Raw genomic sequence first — 18411 nt, forward strand, 5'->3', positions numbered from 1 at the left:
TCTTCGCTCGTATGCGATAACAAGAATATGTATTGGTGGCCTCCGGCAAATCGGACTAGGGTTTCCTGATTTATTTTCTAGCCCACGAGACAGGATGACGCGCGCCAGGAACAGAGCCGAGGTGGCCGGGATGAAATTTGCCGTCGGGCAGATCGGCCTGCACGCGGCGATCGCCGCCGTTCTTCTGTCGATGTGCGGCCCGACGCTGGCGCAGGATGCCGGCGTGAACGCCGCGCCGGGCCCGGCCGCCGCGAAACAGGGGCCGCCGGATCCCGCCGCCGACCTGACCCTTCGGCGCGACAGCACGCGCAGCGAACTCGACGCGCTCTCGAAGACGATCAGCCTTTCGCGCGACCGCGCCAAGGCCCTCGAGCAGACGATTGCCGAAATCGACAAGAGCAATGCGGCGCTGCGTTCGGCGATCGTCGACTCGGCAGCCAAGCGCCAGCAACTAGAGCGGCAGATTGCCGAGGGAGAGAAGAAGCTCGGCGAGCTGCGCGTCAAGGAGGACGTGGTCAAGCGTTCGCTCCGGGGCCGGCGCGGCGTGCTTGCCGAAGTGCTCGCCGCCCTGCAGCGCATGGGCCGGAACCCGCCGCCGGCGATCCTGGTGACGCCGGAAGATGCGCTTGGCTCCGTTCGCAGCGCCATCCTGCTCGGCGCCGTCGTTCCGGAAATCCGCGAGCAGACCGACAGCCTCGTCGCCGACCTCAAGGCGCTCTCCGACATCCGCGCCGGAATCGCCACACAGAGGGATGATCTGTCGGCGGCGATGACGGCCAATCTCGAGGAAGAACGGCGCATGTCGATGCTCGCCGCCGAGAAGGAAAAGCTGCGGCAGCGGAACGCGACCGAACTCTCCTCCGAACAGCGCAAGGCGGAGGAACTCGCCTTGCAGGCGACCAATCTTGAAGGGCTGATCGCCTCGCTCGAAAAGGACATCTCCTCGGTGCGCGATGCGGCTGCCGCCGCCCGCGCCCAGGAGGAGGAACGGCTGCGGATGAACGAAGCCGAGCGCGAAGCGGCGCGGGAGTTGGCCAAGAGCGCGGTGCCCGACAAAAACCGCATTGCCCCCGCATACGTGTTTTCCGAATTGCAACAGAGGCTCAGCTTTCCGGTCGCAGGCTCAATCCTGCGGCAATACGGCGACGCGGACGGCACCGGGCACTCGCTGCAGGGGATCATGCTGGAAACCAATGCAGGCGCGCTGGTGACCACGCCGGCGGACGGCTGGGTCGTCTATGCCGGCAGCTTCCGCAGCTACGGGCAGATGATCATCCTCAACCCCGGCGACGGCTACCATATCGTGCTGGCCGGAATGGAGGGCGTGAGCGTCCGCCCGGGGCAATTCGTCGTGGCAGGCGAGCCGGTCGCGACGATGGGCGCAAAAAGAGTGGCAAGTGCGGCGGCCTTGACGCTGGAAACGGACAGGCCAACGATTTACATTGAATTCCGAAAAGACGGAAAGCCGGTTGATTCCCGACCGTGGTGGACCGCAGCAGAAGTTGGAAAGGCGCGAAATGATACGTAGAGCTTCACTTGTTCTGGTCGGGGCGCTGATGGGGGCGACGGCAATGGGCGTCGTCTATTCGGCAACGATCCCGGCCGTGGCGGCCAATTCGTCCACATATCGCGAGCTGGCGATTTTCGGCGATGTGTTTGAGCGCGTGCGCGCGCAGTACGTGACGCCGCCGCAGGACGACAAGCTCATCGAGAATGCTATCAATGGCATGCTCTCCTCCCTCGACCCCCATTCGAGCTACATGAACTCGGCCGATGCCGAGGATATGCGCACCCAGACGCGCGGCGAGTTCGGCGGCCTCGGCATCGAGGTGACGATGGAAGAGGATCTCGTCAAGGTGACGAGCCCGATCGACGAGACCCCTGCCGCCCGCGCCGGCGTGCTTGCCGGCGACCTGATCTCGAAGATCGACGGGCAGGACGTTCGCGGCCTGAAGCTCGAGGAAGCCGTCGAGAAGATGCGCGGCGCGGTTGGCACGCCGATTAAGCTCACGATCCTGCGCAAGGGCGCCGACAAGCCGATCGAGCTGACGATCGTTCGTGACGTCATCGCCGTGCGCGCGGTCAAATACCGCGTCGAAGGCGATGTCGGCTATCTGCGGGTGATCTCCTTCACCGAGAAGACCTTCGACGACCTGAAGAAGGGCATCGAAAAGGTCAAGGCGGATGTCCCGGCAGACAAGCTCAAGGGCTATGTCCTTGACCTGCGCCTCAACCCGGGCGGTCTGCTCGACCAGGCAATCAATGTTTCGGACGCATTCATGGAGCGCGGCGAGGTCGTTTCGACCCGCGGACGCAACCCCGACGAGACGCGCCGCTTCAATGCGACGCCAGGCGACCTGGCGGACGGCAAGCCCGTCGTCGTGCTCGTCAACGGCGGCTCGGCTTCGGCATCGGAGATCGTCGCCGGGGCGCTCCAGGACATGAAGCGTGCGACCGTGCTCGGCACGCGGTCCTTCGGCAAGGGTTCGGTTCAGACGATCATCCCGCTTGGCGACGCCGGCGCGCTGCGGCTGACGACGGCGCTCTATTACACGCCGTCCGGCAAGTCGATCCAGGGCACCGGCATCACCCCGGACATCAAGGTCGAGCAGCCGCTGCCGCCGGAACTCCTCGGCAAGGTCGAGGCCCAGGGCGAGTCCGATCTGCGCGGCCACATCAAGGGCCAGAACGAGGACGACGAGGGTTCCGGCTCGGTCGCCTACGTGCCGCCGGAGGCCAAGGACGACATTCAGCTCAACTACGCGCTCGACCTGCTGCGCGGCAAGAAGACGGATCCGTCCTTCCCGGCCAATCCAGAACAGGCCGAACTGAAGAAGTGAGCCCGCGGGGTTTCCAAGCGAGACAGACAAGGCGCCGGGCTGTTCAACCCGGCGCCTTTATATTATGCATCGGCGATGTAGCCGACTGCCGATGATTCTTCACGAGCGGGCGCATTCCTCACCGGCAACTTTCCTCAGGTCGACCGAGGCTCCGTTTGGGAACTGATCTCAATGCCCCCCTTGGCCAAGGCCTGAAGAAGAGGCCGGCGCGCCGGCGCGATCGGCGCCGGCTGTTCGGCTATGCATTCCTGGGCATCTTCGCGCTTTCCGTCGCGGGGCTCTCCGGCTGGGCCGCTTTGACACCCGATCGCCTGCTCCGGGCGCCCGATCCGTCGGCAAGCGCTGAAACGAACCAGGCAGCCGTCGGTGACGCCGCGCCTTCGGCCAAGCCCAAGGAACGAGCCGGTTCGCTCCGCGCCAGCGGTGCGCGCTCGGGAGCCCATGTCGAGGAAGTCCTGACCGACGACGGCGCGACGGTCACGAAATACTCGCCGAGGGCGCGCGACGGCGACGGACCGGCGCTGATCAGTGCCGGGCCGATGCGCGGCCAGGATCCCCGCATGGCGGCGTTTCCGAACGAGGACCTGATCGAGGACACGGCACAAGGCCGGTTGCCGATCGTCGGTCCGGACGGGTTGAGGCCGATGGACCAGTATGCCCGTCCCTGGTCCGGCGCGCGCGGCACGCGCATCGGCCTCATCGTCGGCGGCCTCGGCCTGAGCCAGACGGGAACCCAGCGCGCAATCCGCGACCTGCCGCCGGAGGTGACGCTCGGCTTCGCCGCTGCCGGCAACAGCCTGCAGCGCTGGATGCAGGATGCGCGGCGCGATGGTCACGAGATCCTCCTGCAGATCCCGATGGAGCCGTTCGACTACCCGGACAACGACCCCGGGCCGCGTGCGCTTCTCGTCTCCCGCGACGCCACGAAGAACCTTGCCGAACTGCACCGCAGCATGGGACAGATCACCAACTATACCGGTGTCATGAACTATCTCGGCGGCCGGTTCCTCTCCGACCCCGATGCGCTCGAGCCGGTCATGCGCGACCTCGGCAAGCGCGGTCTCCTGTTCCTCGACGACGGCACCTCGGCGCAATCGCTTTCCGGAACGCTTTCCGGCGCCTTCGGCGTGCCGCACGGCTTTGCCGATCTCATCCTCGACAGCGAACTCAGCCGCGCTGCGATCCTGCGCAAGCTCGACGAGCTCGAACGCGTCGCGCGGCGCAACGGCACGGCGATCGGCGTTGCCTCCGCCTTCGACGAAAGCGTGGCGACGATCGCCACGTGGATGGAAGAGGCCGGCGGGCGCGGCATCGAATTCGTCGGCGTTTCGGCGCTCGTCAACGATCCGCAACAAAACTGATCTAAGCAGGCAATCGGCTGAATGTTTGTCGGCACATGCAAGGGAATCGCGACATGGGTAAAGACAAGGGCAAGGTTTTGAAGGCAGAGGACCTGCCCTATCGGCCGTGCGTCGGCGTCATGGTCCTCAATCAAGAGGGGCTTGTCTGGGCCGGACATCGGCTCGCGGTCGGCAATTCGGAATATGACGGCTCGCCGCAGCTCTGGCAGATGCCGCAGGGCGGCATCGACGAGGGCGAGGACCCGCTCGAAGCCGCCTATCGGGAACTCTACGAGGAGACCGGCATGCGCAGCGTTTCGCTGCTGGCCGAAGCGCCCGACTGGATCAACTACGACCTGCCGGAGCATTTGATCGGCATCGGCCTCAAGGGAAAATATCGCGGCCAAATGCAGCGCTGGTACGCCTTCCGCTTCGAAGGCGACGAAAGCGAGATCGCCATCAACCCGCCGCCCGGCGGCCACGATCCCGAATTCGACGCCTGGGAATGGAAACCGATGCAGGAGCTGCCGAACCTGATCGTGCCGTTCAAGCGCAAGGCCTATGAAGAGATCGTCACCGCTTTCGCGCATCTGGTGAAGTAGGAAGGTCCTGCCCCGGTCGTGCGCCCGCCCCAAACCGGGACGGGCGCAGCTCGTCGCGCGGAGCTCGTCAGGCGAGGACGAAGTCGCTCGTCGAGAGCGTCCCGACCTTTTGCAGGATGGCCACAAGCTGCAGGTCGGCGTCGGTGCCGGATCCATCGGCATCGAACCAGAGCCGGCCATTGTCCGTCTCGAAAAGGAATGTGGCCTTCCCGCTCGTGGCGGCCGGATCCGTCCCGGTCACGAGCGTCACCGCCGTGTCGCCCGCCGCGATGCCGAAGCCGGCACGTTCGACGACGAGCTTGTCCTGGCCGCGCACGAAGTCGGTAATCACGTCCCCCTCGCCGTCGAAGCCGTCCTTATCGAAGACGAACTGGTCGTTGCCCACACCGCCGGTCAGCCAATCGTCGCCCTTGCCGCCGACCAGCGTGTCGTTGCCGGCGCGGCCATCAAGGATGTCGTCGGCCTTCCCGCCATAAAGAATATTGCCGTTTGCATCGCCGCGGATCTCGTCGTCGGCGCCGCTGCCTCTGATGGTCTCGACGTTCGTCACCGTGAGACCGAGTGCCAGGCCCTTGTTCGCCGCCTGGTCCTGGAGATCGAGAACGACCGAAGTCGATCCTTCAATGAAGGAAAGCGTGTCGACACCGCTACCGCCGTCGAACACATCCTTGCCCGATGAATCATCGCGGATGAGAAGGTCGTCGCCGGCATCCCCGAACAGCAGATCGTCTCCGGCGCCGTCCCGGAGCGTATCGTTGCCGGCGCCGCCGTGCAGAACGTCGTCGCCGATGTTGCCTTTGAGCGTGTCGTCGAGATTGCCGCCGCTCACCCTGTCGCGGCCGTTGCTACCCGCATATTCGAGCCCTTCGAAGCCGCTGAACCACGTCGCCGTGTCGACGATGACGGCGCCGGAAAACGCAAAACTGATGTCCCGCGTCTGCCCAGTGAGATCAAGGTTCAGTACGTCGGTTCCGGCGCCGCCGTCGGCCTTGTCGCCGATCCCCATATAGACTGTGTCGTTGCCGTCCTCGGCATAGATCATGTCCTTGCCGTCGGTGCCGCCGAGGCCTGCGCCGCGAATGATGTCATTGCCCGCACCGCCTCTCAAGCGGTCGTTGCCGGCATCACCCGATATCGTGTCGTCGCCAGCGCCGCCATCGAGGGTGTCGTTGTTGCCGCCGCCGCTCAACTCGTTGAGGCTGCCGCCGACGAAGGTGTTGCTGCCCGGACCGCCGATGAGCTTGACGCGCTCGACGTTGCGGACAAAAACGGGGGCATCGGTAGCAGTCACGTCGGCCGAGAGCTCAAATCCGACATTTGACCAGGCCATGCTGAAGTCGATGGTCGCGAAGTCGATTCCGGTGCCGCCATCGAGGTCGAGAACCCCGTTCGAGGCGCTCCGCGAAAAACTGTCGTTTCCAGCACCAAGATCGACGACATTATTGCCGGCGCCGCTCGATCCGTCGCCGACCGAAACCTTGTCATCGCCGTCCCCGGCACTGATTGTGTTGAACCCGTCGAGGTCGTTGATCACATCGTCGCCGGCGCCGGATGTCAGGGTGTCGTTGCCCGCGCCGCCGTCCAGTCGGTCCGCACCGTTGGTGCCAATCAGCGTGTCGTTGCCGCCCTGACCGAAGAACCAGACGCTCTCAGCGGAGCCTACCGAGGCGACCACGTCGTTGCCGGCGCCAAAATTGACGATGTAACGCTCGAAATTGGCAAGACTCGTGCCGTCGGAAAGCGTGGCCGTAGTACCGTTCACCGCGAAGGTCAGGGCCGTCGTGACGGAGTGGCGGTGGAGAGATACATAATCGGTTCCGGTACCGCCGTCGGCCAGATCCGGTCCGCCTTCGCCGAAAACCATCTCGTCATCGCCGTCGCCACCGGACACGTTGTCCATGCCGGCCCCCGCGTTGACGTAATCACGACCGGCGCCGAGATCGACCGTATCGTCTCCGCCATCGGAAAAGACAACGTCGTTGCCGTCGGCGGTGACGATGCGGTTCGCGGCGGTCCCGCTGGCGAAGATCGAATAGTGCTCTATGCCGATAACCGTCGTTCCGCCATCGAGCGTGTTGACCTCGGTTGCCGCTTTCGCCGTGAAGTCGCCTGTGAAGCTCCAGATTTCCAGCCGATCGTTACCGCTCGAATCAGTAATCTGGTCCTTCCCCTGGCCGTAGGTGTAGAAGAAGATATCGTCCCCGGCCCCGCCCTCCGACGTATCGTCGCCGAGCCCCCCGAAGAGGAGATCGTTGCCCGCCCCTCCCTGGAGAATGTCCGCGCCATCACCGGCGAAGATCATGTCCCTGCCATTGCCACCCGAAAGAAGGTCGCTGCCAAAATCGCCGTTGAGATCGTCATCCCCGTCGCCGCCATAGAGCTTGTCGTCGCCGTCACCCCCGTAGAGATAGTCCTTTCCAGCGTCCCCGAAGAGGATGTCATGCCCGGTTTCGCCGAACAGGCGGTCGGAACCATAGCCGCCGGCGAGCATGTCAGCACCCGTGTGGCCCGTCAGCGCATCATCGCCACGGCCACCCCAAAGCTCGTCATTGCCGACGCCTCCGGAAAGAACATCGGCATAGGCGCCCCCGGATATCACATCGTCGAAACCGGTGCCGGTGATATAGAAGGACTCGACATTGCTTATCTGCATGCCGCCGGTCAGGGTCTGCACGGAAGCCCAATCCTTGATTGTGATGTCGAGTCCGGCGCCATATGCCGAATAATCGAGCCTCGCCGTATCGGTGCCGGAGCCACCGTCGACGATATCGCCGGCGATCTCGTCAACAGAGCTTGCCGAGATGGTGTCACGGCCGCTGCCGCCATTGACCTTGTCCTTACCGGCGTCTCCGGTCAGTACATCGTTGCCGCTGTCGCCGTTCAGCGTATCGTCACCGTCGTTGCCGTGGAGTTCGTCCCCCTGAAAGGAACCGCTGACGGTATCGTTATCCTCATAGCCATAGGCCCTGTCGCCGCCCATGCCGCCATTGATGATGTCGGTCCCCTGATACGCAGCAATGACGTCGGCCTCGAGGTCGCTGCCGATCAACACATCGTTGCCGGTGGTGCCCGTGATAGTTCCCATTCCTGTCTCCTGACTGGTTGCCTCGGGGCGCGCAGGCTCGAACCACGATCCTCATGTCTCGCCCGTCAAAATCGGATCGTTCGGAGAAGTGCCCCAGGCGCGCCAAGCGATGACACGCAAGGGCCGCTGCCCATTCATGCCCCGCAGGCTGTAGCCAACGTGCCCCCCGCATCTTGATGCCGCTTTTCGCATTGAGGCGCCCCCGATCCGTGACCTGACCAGGAGCGAGCCGGGAAAAGAGCGTGAAATGAACGAGAACCGGCAATTTTCCGTGACCTGCTTCGACCCCATACCGGATCATGCATTCGCATGACCTCGAGAACGGAGCTTCCATTCCGCTGCCATCTATGCGCGAGTTCCGAGGTCTCTCCTGTTCCTGCCGGAACAGTCAAATGCGTTGGGCGAAAACATCGCCGCTGGCGATCCGGGCGTGGTGCGATGCTATGATTCTCGCATCGAACATTATGACGCCGATTGGGGTCTTGCGGATGAACGTCTGCATCCCTGCGGGGCTGGCTATTCTGCAATAAGCTCAAAACAAAAAGCGCCGCGCGTGCCACGCGCGGCGCTTCATCTGAACGACTTCGATATTATTCGGCTTCGTTGGCCGGGGCGGCGTTGAGCTGCCCGTATTTTTCCTCGCCGATCGTTTCGAGCAGCTGGATCTGCGACTCGAGGAAGTCGATGTGGCCCTCCTCGTCGGCGAGCAGTTCCTCGAAGAGTTTCATCGAGACATAATCGCCGGCCGCGTGACAGACGTCGCGGGAATTCTTGTAGGCCGTGCGGGCGTCGTATTCGCCGGCGAGGTCGGCCTTCAGCACTTCCTTGACATTCTGGCCGATGCGCAGCGGTGCGACCGTCTGCAGGTTGGGATGGCCTTCGAGGAAGATGATGCGTGCGATGAGTTTATCGGCGTGGTGCATTTCCTCGATGGATTCCTCACGCTCCTTCTTTGCGAGAAGCGTGTAACCCCAGTCTTCGAGAAAGCGGTAATGCACCCAGTACTGGTTTACGGCACCGAGTTCGAGAAAGAGCGCTTCGTTAAGCTGCTCTATGACCTTTGCGTCGCCTTTCAAGATCCGCCCTCCGACTTTCTTCGTGGAATTGTTTTAGGCGGGTCATGAAATCAAATATCTCGGCCTCCGTCGAGTCGCGACGGGCGTGATATTGCTCGGTGGTGCGGATGATGATGTCGACGACGTTGGGGAAACAGCCGCAGCAACGGCCGCGCTTTTCCATCGCGTGATAGACTTTCGCCGGCACGATCAGCTGCCAGCAGTCCTCGTCGAGGAGGCCGATGATCGTGTCCTCGATCTCTTTCTCGCTGATGAAATTGCAGCTGCAAACCAACATTTCGTCTTGCCTGTCACACGCAACATCCTGAAATTGCGATAAAGCAAAAGAGGACATTTGCCGTCAACAAAAAACTCCTCTCCATAAAGTTGAGGAACATATTAGAGCGGTTCTAATCTTGATAAAAAAGTTCGTATTTTCATTAGATTAGGTGACTCTAAGGTGTCGATTTTTCTCCCTGCGCTTGCAGAACGGGCAGGACGGCCTGCGACATTTTTACACAGGCATGTCCTGAGGCGAAGGCTTGGGAAAAGCGACAATGCGACGATCACCGGTAGCAAGCCTGACGAAGGGCTCAATGGAAATTGCGCCCCTTCGGCATGACCTCGGCCACCGCGCTCCCCGCCTCCGTGGCGTCCCCCTGTGCCGGCGGGGCCAGGCGCAATTGCCGGAGCGCTTTCTTGTCGCGGGCATCCGCCGTCGGCCTGAGCGCCTCGTCCGCCCGGTCATTGGCTGCGAAGCGCCGGGCCTCGTTGCGCAACAGGCCGAGCATCGGCGTCATATCCTCCATATATTCGGCGACCACATGGATGACCCCGCTTTCGCTCTGTAGGCGGCCGCGTATCTTCACGAGCCGCGATCCCATGACCTGCCGCCGATATTTCTGGAAGGTCTTCTCCCAGACGATGATGTTGGCGACACCGGTTTCGTCCTCGATCGTCATGAAGATGACGCCGTTGGCGGAGCCCGGCCGCTGGCGAACGAGCACAAGGCCCGCCACCGTCACCCGTCTTCCGGCCGCGGTCCTCGCCAGATCCCGGCTGGAAAGAATACCCAGCCGCGCGAAATCCTCGCGCATGAAGGAAACCGGATGGGCCTTCAGGGAAAGCGTCAGGTAACGATAGTCATGGATGACATGCTCGCCGGCGGGCATGTCCGGCAGGGCAACCGCCGGCTCGACCTGCAGGTCCGTGGAACCGGTCCCATCGAAAAGCGGCAGGCGTTCGACCGCCGACTGTTCGTTGAGTGCCTTCACCGCCCAGAGTGCTCTCCGCCGATCGAGCCCGACGGAGCGGAAGGCGTCCGCATCCGCAAGGCGCTCCAGCACGGCCCGGGTCAGCCCGGAGCGGGCCCAGAGATCGTGGACGGAGCGATATCCCTCGCCGCGGCGCGCGACGAGCGCCTCCATATCCGCTTGCCGCAATCCCTTGACCAGCCGGAAACCGAGCCGGACGGCCTTCTGCGACTTGATCACATCCCGCATATCCGCATGGCGCGGGTCGATCGCAGTCTTGCGAAACATCGCCTCGCCTTCGAGCAGAGCATCCCAGTCCGAATGATTGACGTCGACCGGCAGCATCCTGACCCCGTGCTCGCGGGCATCGCGCACGAGCTGGGCCGGTGCATAGAAGCCCATCGGCTGCGAATTCAGAAGGGCGGCGCAGAAGATGTCCGGATAGTAGGCCTTGAACCAGGACGAGGCATAGACGAGCGAGGCGAAAGAGGCGGCATGGCTTTCGGGAAAGCCATACTCGCCGAAACCCTTGATCTGGTTGAAGCAGCGCTCGGCGAATTCCCTGTCATAGCCGTTCCTGACCATGCCATCGATCATCTTCCGCTCGAAAGTATGGATCGTGCCGGTCCGCTTGAAGGTCGCCATGGCACGCCGCAGGCGATCGGCCTCGCTCGGCGAGAAGCCGGCGGCGGTGATGGCGATCTGCATTGCCTGCTCCTGGAAAAGCGGCACACCCAGCGTTCTTTCCAAAACCGCCTTCAATTCCTCGCTGGGATAATCGACCGCTTCGCCCCTGCGCTGCGCCTCGCGCCGCTTCAGATAGGGATGCACCATGTTGCCCTGGATGGGTCCCGGACGGACGATCGCCACCTCGATCACCAGATCGTACATTTCGCGTGGCCTAAGCCGCGGCAGCATGCTCATCTGTGCCCGGCTTTCGATCTGGAACACCCCGACCGTATCGGCGCGGCAGATCATGTCGTAAACGGCCTCCTGATGATCCTGATAGATTTCGGCGAGCGTTTTTTGTTCGCCGTAATGGGCTTCCAGAAACTTGAAGGCCCTGGCGAGGCAAGTCAGCATGCCGAGCGCCAGCACATCGACCTTGAGGATCTTCAACTGGTCGAGGTCGTCCTTGTCCCACTCGATCATGTAGCGGTCGGGCATGGCCGTATTCATGATCGGCACGACCTCGTCGAGCCTGTCGCGGGTGATGACGAAGCCGCCCACATGCTGGGAGAGATGCCGCGGAAAGTTCATGAGCAGGCTGGCATAGGCAAGGACGCGCCTCGTCAGCGGATCCGCCATGTCGAGGCCCGCCCCCTTCGCCTGTTCTTCGGTGAAGGGCGAGGTCCCCCAGCCCCAGACCGAACTGACGAGCGCCGATTGCACATCCTCCGACAGGCCGAAGGCCTTGGCGACTTCGCGGCCGGCCGAACGCGAGCGGTAGCTGATCACCGCGGCAGTGAGACCGGCATGCTCCTTGCCGTAGGTCCTGTAGATATATTGGATGACCTCTTCGCGCCGCTCATGCTCGAAATCGACATCGATATCGGGTGGCTCGTCGCGGTCGCGCGACAGGAAGCGGTCGAACAGCAGCGTGAACTTCTGCGGGTCCACATCGGTGATGCCGAGGCAGAAACAGACCGAGGAATTGGCGGCAGACCCCCGCCCCTGGCAAAGAATGTCGACGCTGCGGGCAAATTTCACCAGCTTGTGGACGGTCAGGAAATAGGGTTCGTATTTCTTGTCGTGGATGAGTTCGAGCTCGTATTCGATCTGCCGCTTTACCTTTTCCGGCACGCCGGAAGGGTACCGCACGCGCGCGCCTTCGGCGACGAGCCTTCGCAGGCTCTCGGCCGGCGTCTCGCCCTCGGCGTTCTCGTCCGGATATTGGTGGCTGAGCTCGTCGAGGCTGAAGGAAAGCCGCTTGAAGAACTTTCCTGCATTGGCGATCGCTTCGGGATAGTCGCGGAAAAGCCGTGCCATCTCCTTCGGGCTCTTCAGGTGCCTTTCGGCATTCTTATGGAGAAGGAAGCCGGCGCTGGCGATCGTCACATGCTCGCGAATGGCGGTGACGACATCGGCAAGCGGCCGGTAGTGCGGATCGTGATAGAGCGCATCATTGGTGGCCAGAAGCCGGACATCCAGGCTCCGGGCGACTGCGGCGAGAACGGCGAAGTCATGCCGGTCGAAACCGTCATGGCGCGGCACCAAGCCGAGATAGAGCCGGTTGCCGGCATGCTCCCGCAGTGTCTCAAGAAGCGCGCTCAGCATTTCCGGCTGCGGCCGGCCTTCGCCCGGCATGATGATCAGCAGCAGTTCCTCCTGCCATTCGAGGAGATCGGCGAGATGAAGCGTGCACTCGCCCTTCTTCGAACGCAGGTTGCCGGCACTGAGCAGGCGGCAAAGATGCCCCCAGCCCCGCCTGTTCCGGGGATAGGCGAGAATGTCCGGCGTGCCGTCGGCAAGGACCAGGCGGGCGCCGGGCTGGAAAGGGTAATTCTCCACTTTCGCCTTGGCATGAGCCCGGACGACACCGGCGACGCTGTTGCGGTCGGCCACGCCGAGGCCCGAAAGCCCGACCTTCCTGGCGAAGACGATCATCTCCTCGGCCGGCGCCGCCCCCTCGAGGAAGGAGAAATTCGTGCGCGCCCCAAGCTCGTAGAAGACCGGCGCCGCGCTCATGCGAAAACTCCGTGCATGAACCAGCGGACTGCCGCGACTTCCCTTCCGTAAAGCCCTTCGCGGAACAGCCAGAAGCGACGGCCCTCCTGATCCTCGACCCGGAAATAGTCGCGCGTCGGATGGTCCTCGCCGTCGATCCACCATTCGGCGGCGATCCGCTCGGGCCCTTCGGCGCGGGCGACGCGATATTGGATCTTGCGCCAGTTGAAGCTGCGCGGGGCGCCGTCCGGCACCTCGGCCGTCGCCTCCACCAGTTCGGGATGGGCGAAAATCCGAAGCGGGCGGTTTTCTGGAAAGACCCTGTCGTCAGAGCCAGGCGGCGCCATCACCGCCGCCACATTCCTGACGGGGGCAAATCCGCCCGCCCGCTCCGGCAGGTGGCTTTCGGCAAGGCTCGCCTGCATCAGGCAATCGGGGCCGAAACGGGCGGCAACCTTGTCGATGAAGGCGGCAAGCGGCTGGCTTTCCTCGGGCACGCCGGAAAAATCCTGCTGCGCCGGATCAAGCCTTTCGCTGCGCAAAACGGCCAGCCTGAGGATCTCGAAGCCGTAGCCGGCATCGAGATCGTCATGAACTGCCTGCAGCCGTTCGCGAAAGAGCGCCGCGATGCGCTCGGCATCGTTCAACGGCATGGCCGCATGCGCCCGCACGCGGAACACCCGCCCGTCGACGCGAAACAGCAGGAGCTCGAACAGGCGCCCGCCTTCGCCATGACGCTCCAGCGAGGCGCGGACATCCTTGGCAAGGTGGCGGGTGAGTTCGAGAATGTATTCCTCGTCCATCAGCGGCTCGGCGAGCCGCCGCTCGGCGGAAAAGCTCGGCACCGGCAGGCGTGGCGACAAAGGTTCGTCCGCCTCGCCTCTCGCCTGGTCGAGCCTGAGGAGAAGGAGGGAACCGAAGCGGCGGGCAAGCGGCGCGCGGGGCGCTTCGAGAAGGTCGCCGACCTGTTTCAGCCCGACCCGCTCGAGGGCCGCGGCGGTTTCCTCCGGCAGGCGGAGGCCCGCGACCGGCAAGGGTGCCAGAACCCGGCCGGCCTCTTCCGCCTCGATGACGGCCACATCGCCGTAGCGGGCGGCGGCCCAGGAAAGGCCGGCTGCGGAGGAGACGGTCGCCCGCGCCTCGACGCCGAGCGAGAAAAGCCGGGACAGGAGGTCGCTGACAAGCCCCTTCTCGCCGCCATGCAGGTGGGCGCAGCCGGTGATGTCGAGGAACAGGCCGTCCTTTCCGTCGAGCGCGACGAGCGGCGTATAGCGGTCGCACCAGTCGGCAAGCCCCTCCAGAAAGGCCTGGTCTGCCGCCGGATCGGCGGCGATCACGTCGAGCGCCGGGCACATGGCGCGGGCCTCCGCCGCCCCCTGGCCGCGCTTCAGGCCGATCCGCTCGGCAAGCGTGTCGAGCGCGACGAGGCGCATGGCATTGTCGATCTTGGCAGCAAAAACGACCGGCGGATGATCAGGACGCCCGCGCGAAAGCCAGGAGGCGCCCCAGCGGCTGCGTGCGACGCGATCGGCCGGCAGATGCGGAAAGTGGATCGACAGGATTCTCTGGCTGTCCGTTGGCCTGAACAGCGGTGCTCCGGCGCGCGTCGAGGGGGTAGAAGCGGCGGTCATGGGCGTTCCATTCCAGAAAGATGTCGGCAGCGGCATAAGCCCTGCTTTTTTCGACAAGGAGGTGAAAGACGGGATGGGCGATGCTGCCGCAAAGCACCGAGCCATCGGGGAGAGGACGTTCGCCGGCCGGCGCCGGCTTGATCTGGAAGCGGAAGAAGGCGCTGCTCGCCTCCTCCTCGCCCGCCTGGCGGAAGAGAAGCAGAGGCACATGGCCGGCCCGGGCCCGGACATGAAGGCGCCGGCTCTCGCTCAAGGCGAAACAGGCGGGATTGCCGCGGATTTCCAGAACGACCGCGGCAAAGACCGGCACCGAAAGCGCCGTCTCGGCGATCCAGAGCGCATCCTTGACCGTGCGCACCGAGACGAAGAGGAAGCGCCCAGGATCGAGCCCGTAGGACTTGACGCCGGGCGCATAGAGCTGACCCGCCTCGCGGGAAGCGAGCGCCTGGCTGATCCACAGCACCGGGGCGAGATGGCCTTTCTCCCTCCTCTCCTGCTGATAGAGCACCGCAAGCGCCGCCGCGAAACCGGCGGCCGCGCCCGCATCGCGGGTTTCGGCATTGCGGATTTCCATCATCCCTTCGAGCGGCAACCCGCCCTTGAGGAGATCGTCGAGCGGCCCGATCCCGAGCGGCAGGACCTTGCGATGCGAGGTTCCTTCCCTGCCGCGGCGAAAGCCGGCGGCATCGGCCGCCTTGGCGGCCCGCGCAATTCCAGGCAAGCTGCAATTTTCAATCCGTGCTATGGTGTCACGAAGGGAAAGAATGGTTTGCCGTTGCACGGCGTTCTCGGCCATGACGGTCAGCTCCCATCATTTGTTCATGTTATGTTCTTATGGATTCCAGAGCTTGCGGGAAGAGTCAACAGCAAAGGATAAGAATTTATTCCTCACGCCTGCCCGACCACAATTCAACACTCGAAAAACAAACGCGAAATCGCTATATGAGGGCAACAAGGAGTGCCTATGGCCCGCATTGACCAGACCGATGATTGGCGGGAACGCCACGCACCGACGCTTACCACATTCGAACAGCTTGCGTTTGAAGCCTATAGCCACCTGCCGCAGGAATTCCGCAAGCTGACGACGGACCTCATCATCGAAGTTGCCGATTTTCCCAGCGACGACGTCTTCGAAGACATGGCGCTCGAGACGCCTTTCGATCTGCTTGGCCTGTTCGAGGGGCGCGGCATCGGCGAGCGCTTCACCATGGAGACCGGCCAGTTCCCGAACCGGATCACCCTCTACCGTCGCCCGATCCTCGATTACTGGGCGGAAAACGAGGAAACGCTCGGCGACATCATCACCCATGTGCTGATCCACGAGATCGGCCACCATTTCGGCCTGTCCGACGACGACATGGAGCGGATCGAGGCGAGCGTCGAGCACGTCGGCGGTTAGAGCCAACAGCTTCCTAAAGTTTTTTGGACGACATGCGCTAAGCGAACCGCCCTGCAAGCGCCTCGACGCGGCGGATCATCGCCTGCAGATTGTCGCGGATCCGGGCTTCGACCAAGGCGGTCACCTCCGGATATTCTTCCAGCATGCGGCGGAAAAGCGGCCGGTTGATACGGATCACCTCGCTGTCCTCGTTCGCGGTCGCGGTGAACTTGCGCTCGACCATCGAGATCAGCGCCAGTTCCGACAACAGCGCGCCGCGGCCGACGCTGTCGACCGGCTGCGGGCGGCCTTCGGCGTCGAGTTTCGACAGCGAGAAGCTTCCGGCGGCAACCGCATAGGCGCAATCGGCCGGCGCGCCTTCGCGGAAGAGCTCATGGCCCTTGGCAACGCGACGGCGCTCGGCGCCGAAGGCGATCAGCCGAAGCTTGTCGTCGCCAATCTCGGCGAAGAGCGAGACGTTGGACAGAAGTGCGATGTCATCATTGAGTGACAAGCGGCAAATCTCCGATCATGGAACGATCTTGTAGCCGCCGTTCTCTGTCACCAAAATCTCGGCATTGGAAGGGTCGCGTTCGATTTTCTGGCGAAGCCGGTAGACATGCGTCTCGAGCGTGTGCGTCGTCACCCCGGAATTGTAGCCCCACACCTCCTCGAGCAGGACGTCGCGGGTCACCACCTTCTGGTCGGCGCGGTAGAGGTAGCGGATGATCGCCGCCTCCTTTTCGGTCAGGCGAATCTTCTGGCCGTTCTCCATCGTCAGCAGCTTCTGGCTCGGCTTGAACGTGTAGGGGCCGACGCTGAAGGTCGCGTCCTCGCTCTGCTCGTGCTGGCGCAGCTGGGCGCGGATGCGGGCGAGCAGCACGGCGAAGCGGAAGGGCTTGGTGACATAGTCGTTGGCGCCGGCCTCAAGCCCGAGGATCGTGTCCGAATCGGTATCGTGACCGGTCAGCATGATGATCGGCGCCTTGAATCCACCCTTGCGCAGAAGCTTCACCGCCTCGCGGCCATCCATGTCCGGCAGGCCGACATCCATGATCAACAGGTCCACCTGGCGGGCGCGCGCCGTCTGGATGCCCTTGCCGGCCGTCGCTTCCTGCAGGAGGTCGAACTCCTCATAGAGAGAAAGCTGCTCTATCAACGTCTCACGCAGATCATTGTCATCGTCGACAAGGAGGATGGTGCGCGTCGCCATGGGACAGTTCCTGTTGCTTCCTGGATTCAAACTAGCTCAAATGCCGCCCTTGGCAAAGCGCGGCCGTTCCTCAATCTTGTCGCCGTGCAACCGTGCTTAGGGTGGCCGTGAGATCACGGCAAAGCAAGAAATCGTGAGAATAATGCGCAAGAAAACGTCGGGAGTAAGATCGCGGAAGTCCACCATCGTCGTCCGCGCCGCGCCGCGCGATCGCCGTCGCGCGCTTCTGAGCTTCGACGGCAGAACGGAGCAGGCGGCGATCGGGCGAGGCGGCCTCACCGCCATGAAGCGCGAAGGCGACGGCGCGACGCCCCGGGCGACGATGAGGCTGATCGGCGGCTTCACGCGACGCGACCGAGTGTCCCTGCCGCAGACGCCACTGCCGATGCGCGCGACCCGTCGCGACATGCTCTGGTGCGACGCACCGGACCATGCCGCCTACAATCGCCCGGTCAGGGCGCCGTTTGCCGCAAGTCACGAAGCGATGATGCGCGATGACGGGCTTTACGATGTCTGCCTCGTCATGGACTGGAACATCTCCTCCAGGCGGCGGCATGCCGGCTCCGCGATCTTCTTCCATCTCATCCGCCCCGGCTATGAGCCGACGCAAGGCTGCATCGCCATCAGCCTGCCGGCGATGAAACGGCTGGTCCGGCACATGCGCCGCGGCATGGCTGTCAGGATAACGTAGCCGAGACCGTCATTGCTCTCGCTCGAGCCTGCGCGGTGTCACGAATTGCACGAGGCGGCCCCGGCCCGGCTCGATCTCCGACCATTGCCCGGCATCGAAATCGATGACCGCGAGGGCGGCCGTCGGAAATTTCTCGTGAAGCCGCGCCAGTGCCTCACCTTCCCCGGCGAGCATGAGGGCAAGCTCCGCCATGCCCGGATTGTGCCCAACGAGCAGCAGGTTGTGTATTGACGGCTCCACGCCGCGTATCACGCCGAGAATGGCCTTGGCCGAGACTTCATAGATGCCGACGGCATCGCGGACGTCGATGCCGCGCGGCAAGGCCTCGGCCACGAGCTCCCAGGTCTCCTGTGCCCGCCGTGCCGTGGAAACGAGCGCCAGATCCGGAACGAGGCCATGCTCGGCCATATAGGCGGCGATCGCCGGGGCGGCCTTTCGCCCGCGCCCGGCGAGCGGCCGGCGATGATCGGCAACGCCTTCGGGCCAGGCGGACTTCGCGTGGCGAAGCAGCATGAGGCGGCGCGCTGGTGTTTTATCTGGATCGGACATGATGGTCTTCGCGAGACAAGATCGATCGGGCGATTGTCGCACCGTTGGCGCCACTTGTCTTCCCGCTTGCTGCAGCGATCTTTGCGCGTCTGAAAAGACGCAAGGCG

The 18411-nt window shown here is 63.6% G+C and carries 15 protein-coding genes; 6 read left to right on the plus strand and 9 right to left on the minus strand.

All coding sequences use genetic code 11. The features are described 5' to 3' along the window. The first annotated feature begins 130 nt into the window (after window positions 1-130). The 4 genes from RHIBR816_RS0107500 (at window position 131) to RHIBR816_RS0107515 (ending at window position 4782) form a co-directional block, all read left to right on the plus strand. On the plus strand, window positions 131-1528 hold the full coding sequence (locus tag RHIBR816_RS0107500; protein ID WP_084811017.1) for a murein hydrolase activator EnvC: 1398 nt from the start codon (window positions 131-133) through the stop codon (window positions 1526-1528). After that, entirely contained in the window at window positions 1518-2840 is a 1323-nt protein-coding gene (locus RHIBR816_RS0107505) for a S41 family peptidase (RefSeq protein WP_026186736.1), read from the plus strand. Before RHIBR816_RS0107500 ends, RHIBR816_RS0107505 begins: the two co-directional genes overlap by 11 nt. A gap of 155 nt (window positions 2841-2995) precedes the next feature. Next, complete coding sequence (locus tag RHIBR816_RS0107510; protein WP_018235913.1) at window positions 2996-4201, plus strand: divergent polysaccharide deacetylase family protein; 1206 nt, start codon at window positions 2996-2998, stop codon at window positions 4199-4201. 53 nt (window positions 4202-4254) lie between these two features. Beyond that, window positions 4255-4782 carry an RNA pyrophosphohydrolase gene (locus RHIBR816_RS0107515; protein WP_018235914.1) on the plus strand — a complete coding sequence of 176 codons (528 nt, stop codon included), beginning with the start codon at window positions 4255-4257 and terminating at the stop codon, window positions 4780-4782. Between the two features lie 67 nt (window positions 4783-4849). On the opposite strand, the gene RHIBR816_RS0107520 is transcribed toward RHIBR816_RS0107515, so the two are convergent. The 6 genes from RHIBR816_RS0107520 to RHIBR816_RS38295 all read right to left on the minus strand — a co-directional run bounded on the left by RHIBR816_RS0107520 (window position 4850) and on the right by RHIBR816_RS38295 (window position 15269). Next, window positions 4850-7867 carry a calcium-binding protein gene (locus tag RHIBR816_RS0107520; RefSeq protein ID WP_018235915.1) on the minus strand — a complete coding sequence of 1006 codons (3018 nt, stop codon included), beginning with the start codon at window positions 7865-7867 and terminating at the stop codon, window positions 4850-4852. Between the two features lie 590 nt (window positions 7868-8457). Then, window positions 8458-8943, minus strand: coding sequence for a bacterioferritin (gene bfr / locus RHIBR816_RS0107530; RefSeq protein ID WP_018235917.1), 486 nt, complete (start codon window positions 8941-8943; stop codon window positions 8458-8460). Beyond that, the gene (locus tag RHIBR816_RS0107535) at window positions 8909-9220 is read right to left on the minus strand and encodes a (2Fe-2S)-binding protein (RefSeq protein ID WP_018235918.1); all 312 of its coding nucleotides are present in this window, start codon (window positions 9218-9220) and stop codon (window positions 8909-8911) included. The genes bfr and RHIBR816_RS0107535 overlap by 35 nt, the downstream gene beginning before the upstream one ends. A gap of 295 nt (window positions 9221-9515) precedes the next feature. Continuing rightward, window positions 9516-12863 carry an error-prone DNA polymerase gene (locus RHIBR816_RS0107540; RefSeq protein WP_018235919.1) on the minus strand — a complete coding sequence of 1116 codons (3348 nt, stop codon included), beginning with the start codon at window positions 12861-12863 and terminating at the stop codon, window positions 9516-9518. Further along, a complete protein-coding gene (locus RHIBR816_RS0107545) occupies window positions 12860-14431 on the minus strand; it encodes a DNA polymerase Y family protein (protein WP_256375047.1) in 1572 nt (523 codons plus the stop codon). The genes RHIBR816_RS0107540 and RHIBR816_RS0107545 overlap by 4 nt, the downstream gene beginning before the upstream one ends. After that, window positions 14316-15269, minus strand: coding sequence for an ImuA family protein (locus tag RHIBR816_RS38295; RefSeq protein ID WP_026186737.1), 954 nt, complete (start codon window positions 15267-15269; stop codon window positions 14316-14318). The genes RHIBR816_RS0107545 and RHIBR816_RS38295 overlap by 116 nt, the downstream gene beginning before the upstream one ends. 168 nt (window positions 15270-15437) lie before the next feature. Between RHIBR816_RS38295 and RHIBR816_RS0107555 the strand changes: the two genes are divergently transcribed. Then, entirely contained in the window at window positions 15438-15872 is a 435-nt protein-coding gene (locus RHIBR816_RS0107555) for a metallopeptidase family protein (RefSeq protein WP_018235922.1), read from the plus strand. Window positions 15873-15909: 37 nt separating this feature from the next. On the opposite strand, the gene RHIBR816_RS0107560 is transcribed toward RHIBR816_RS0107555, so the two are convergent. After that, window positions 15910-16365, minus strand: a complete 456-nt coding sequence (locus RHIBR816_RS0107560; RefSeq protein ID WP_018235923.1) for a cyclic nucleotide-binding domain-containing protein — start codon at window positions 16363-16365, stop codon at window positions 15910-15912. A 15-nt stretch (window positions 16366-16380) separates the two neighbouring features. Further along, the gene (locus RHIBR816_RS0107565; protein ID WP_018235924.1) at window positions 16381-17064 is read right to left on the minus strand and encodes a response regulator transcription factor; all 684 of its coding nucleotides are present in this window, start codon (window positions 17062-17064) and stop codon (window positions 16381-16383) included. Between the two features lie 142 nt (window positions 17065-17206). Between RHIBR816_RS0107565 and RHIBR816_RS0107570 the strand changes: the two genes are divergently transcribed. Continuing rightward, window positions 17207-17755: a L,D-transpeptidase gene (locus RHIBR816_RS0107570; RefSeq protein ID WP_018235925.1), complete on the plus strand. Its 549-nt coding sequence runs from the start codon at window positions 17207-17209 to the stop codon at window positions 17753-17755. A 9-nt stretch (window positions 17756-17764) separates the two neighbouring features. Here RHIBR816_RS0107570 and RHIBR816_RS0107575 read toward each other — a convergent pair whose 3' ends face one another. Then, window positions 17765-18304, minus strand: a complete 540-nt coding sequence (locus RHIBR816_RS0107575; protein WP_018235926.1) for a histidine phosphatase family protein — start codon at window positions 18302-18304, stop codon at window positions 17765-17767. Window positions 18305-18411: the final 107 nt, after the last annotated feature.

The sequence above is a fragment of the Ensifer sp. BR816 genome (genome assembly GCF_000378985.1).
Taxonomy (GTDB): domain Bacteria; phylum Pseudomonadota; class Alphaproteobacteria; order Rhizobiales; family Rhizobiaceae; genus Sinorhizobium.